The 2,382-nt window shown below is 73.6% G+C and carries 2 protein-coding genes; both read right to left on the bottom strand.

Annotated elements, in window-relative coordinates; all coding sequences use genetic code 11:
• On the bottom strand, positions 1–1,901 hold a 1,901-nt coding region (locus ACOV8S_RS32765; protein WP_448322283.1), incomplete at its 3' end, for a type I polyketide synthase.
• Positions 1,898–2,382, bottom strand: a 485-nt coding sequence (locus ACOV8S_RS32760; RefSeq protein ID WP_448322281.1) for an MFS transporter, incomplete at its 5' end; no start/stop codon positions are given. The genes ACOV8S_RS32765 and ACOV8S_RS32760, both read right to left, overlap by 4 nt.

Raw genomic sequence — 2,382 nt, 5'->3', positions numbered from 1 at the left:
ACCGCGTCCGGCACCACGCCCGCCTCCCGCCACAGCCGCACCAGAGCGCACTGCAGCGCGTAGAGCGCGGGCTGCGCGAGGTCGGTCCGCCGCAACGCCTCCCGGCCGAAGGCCCCGTCCTCCAGGAGCAGGGGCAGCAACGGGTCACCGGTCTCCGCACGATGGGCCCGGTCGCAGACCTCCAGCACCTCCCGCACGGCGGCGAAGCGGTCGTGGAGCGCGGCCGCCATCCCCGGGTACGGGGACCCCTGGCCGGTGAACTGGAACACCACCCGGGGCGGGCCGCCGCGGGGCGCCGTCGCCGGCACGGCACGACCGGCCCCCGCCGTTCCCGCGGCCTCCAGCCAGTCGTCCAGGGCCGTGGCCAGCGCACCCGCCCCGTCACCGCGCACGGCTGCGCGGTGACCTCCGTGCACGCGGCCCAGCGTGGTGGTGGCGACGATGTCGGCGACCGGGAGGGCAGGGCGTTCCCTGAGCCGGTCGCGCAGCGCGCGGGCGTTGTCGGCCAGGGCCTCGGCGGAACTCCCGGACACCAGCAGCACGTCGGGGGCGGCGTGGCGGGCGGTGCGGGGCACGCCGTCCGGTGCTTCCTCCAGCACCAGGTGCACGTTGGTCCCGCCGACCCCCAGCGAGGTGAGACCGGCACGGCGGGGGACGTCGCCCCGGTGCCACGGCAGGGTCTCGCGGGGGATGTGGAACGGGCTGCCGTCCAGGGCGAGCAGGGGGTTGGGCTCGTCGAAGCCGGCCACCGGGGGGATCACCCCGTGCCGCAGCACCAGGAGCGTCTTGACCAGCCCCGCCAGCCCCGCCGCGACGTCGAGGTGCCCGATGTTCGCCTTCACGGCGCCGAGCGCGCAGTAGCCGGTGCGCCCGGTGTCCTCCCGGAAGGCGGCGGTCGCGCCCTCGAACTCGATCGGGTCGCCCTTGAGGGTGCCTGTGCCGTGGGTCTCCAGGTAGCCGATGGTCTCCGCGCCGACCCCCGCCCGCGCGAGGGCCCGGCGGATCGCCTCCCGCTGCCCCTCCGCGCTGGGCGCGGTGTAGGCCCGCTTGCGCGAGCCGTCGTTGCTGATGCCCCAGCCCCGCACGACGCCGTGGACCGTGTCGCCGTCCGCCAGCGCCCTCTCGAGCCGCTTGAGCACCACCGCCACGACGCCGGTGCCTCCGACGGTGCCGTCCGCTGCGGCGTCGAACGCGCGTAACCGCCCCGACCGGGAGAGGATCGAGCCCTTGACGTAGTGGTAGCCCAGGACCTGCGGCAGGTGGATCGCCGTGGCCCCCGCCAGTGCGACGTCGCAGTCTCCCGCCATCAGCGACTGGGCCGCCAGCTGCACACCGACGAGGGAACTCGAGCAGCCCGTCTGGACATTGACGGAAGGGCCGGTGAGACCGAGCCGGTAGGAGACCCGGGTGGCGGTGAAGTCGGTGTAGTTGCCGACCATGACCTGCATCCGGGACAGCCAGTCGGTGATCTCCCGGTCGACCAGGACGTTGTTGAGCAGGTAGTTCTGCATGGAGTACAGGTGGTACCCGGTACTGGCGAACACGCCGATCCGGGTGCCGTCGCGTTCCCCGGGACAACCGGCGTCCTCCAGCGCGTGCTGCGCGCACTCCAGGAACAACCGGTGCTGCGGATCGGTGAGTTGAGCCTCCCGGGCGTTCATCCCGAAGTGCCGGGCGTCGAACCCCGCGATGTCGTCCAGGACCGCCGAGGCGCCGACGAAGTCCTCGCGCGAGTACAGCTCCTCCGGTACGCCGGCGGCCGCGAGTTCCTCAGGGCGGAAGTGCGTGATGCGTATCTCGCCGTCGCGGACGATCCGCCACAACTGCTCGGGCGTGTCCGCGCCGGGGAGCCGGAAGGCCATGCCGATGACCGCCATACGGGGGTCGGGGGACGCGCTCATCGGCCGGAGCCCTCCGACGTGACGGTGCCCGGTTCCTGCCCGGCCGTGTCCTGGGGGAGCTCCTGCCGGGGCCGTCGCCTGCCGCGGACGACCAGCCAGACCAGCAGGGCGAGACAGAGCACGATGGCGAGTCCGTGTAGCCAGGCCACCACCGTCAGCGGGGCGAAGGACTCCAGCAGGGCGCCGCTGACCAGCATGCCGAGACCAAAACCGCCGTTCTCCGCCGACGCGGACAGCCCGAACAGACGTCCCCGCTGCTCGTCGGGCGCTGCCTGCAGCCGGGAGACGTACACCACCTCGGTGAACCCGTCGGCGGCCCCGGCCACCAGGGCGACCGCGACGGCCGCGAGGGTGGGCAGCGAGCAGAACACCAGGATGAAGCAGGCCGACATCACACAGGCGCCCAGCGCGAAGGCGCGCTCCCCGGGACTCCACCCGGAGCGGCGGGTGAGGGCCGCCAGCACCTGCTGGACGACGATGT

It is taken from the genome of Streptomyces sp. CO7 (assembly GCF_053474865.1).
The sequence above is the reverse complement of the archived record's forward strand: the minus strand, read 5'-3'. Positions and strand labels throughout refer to the sequence as shown.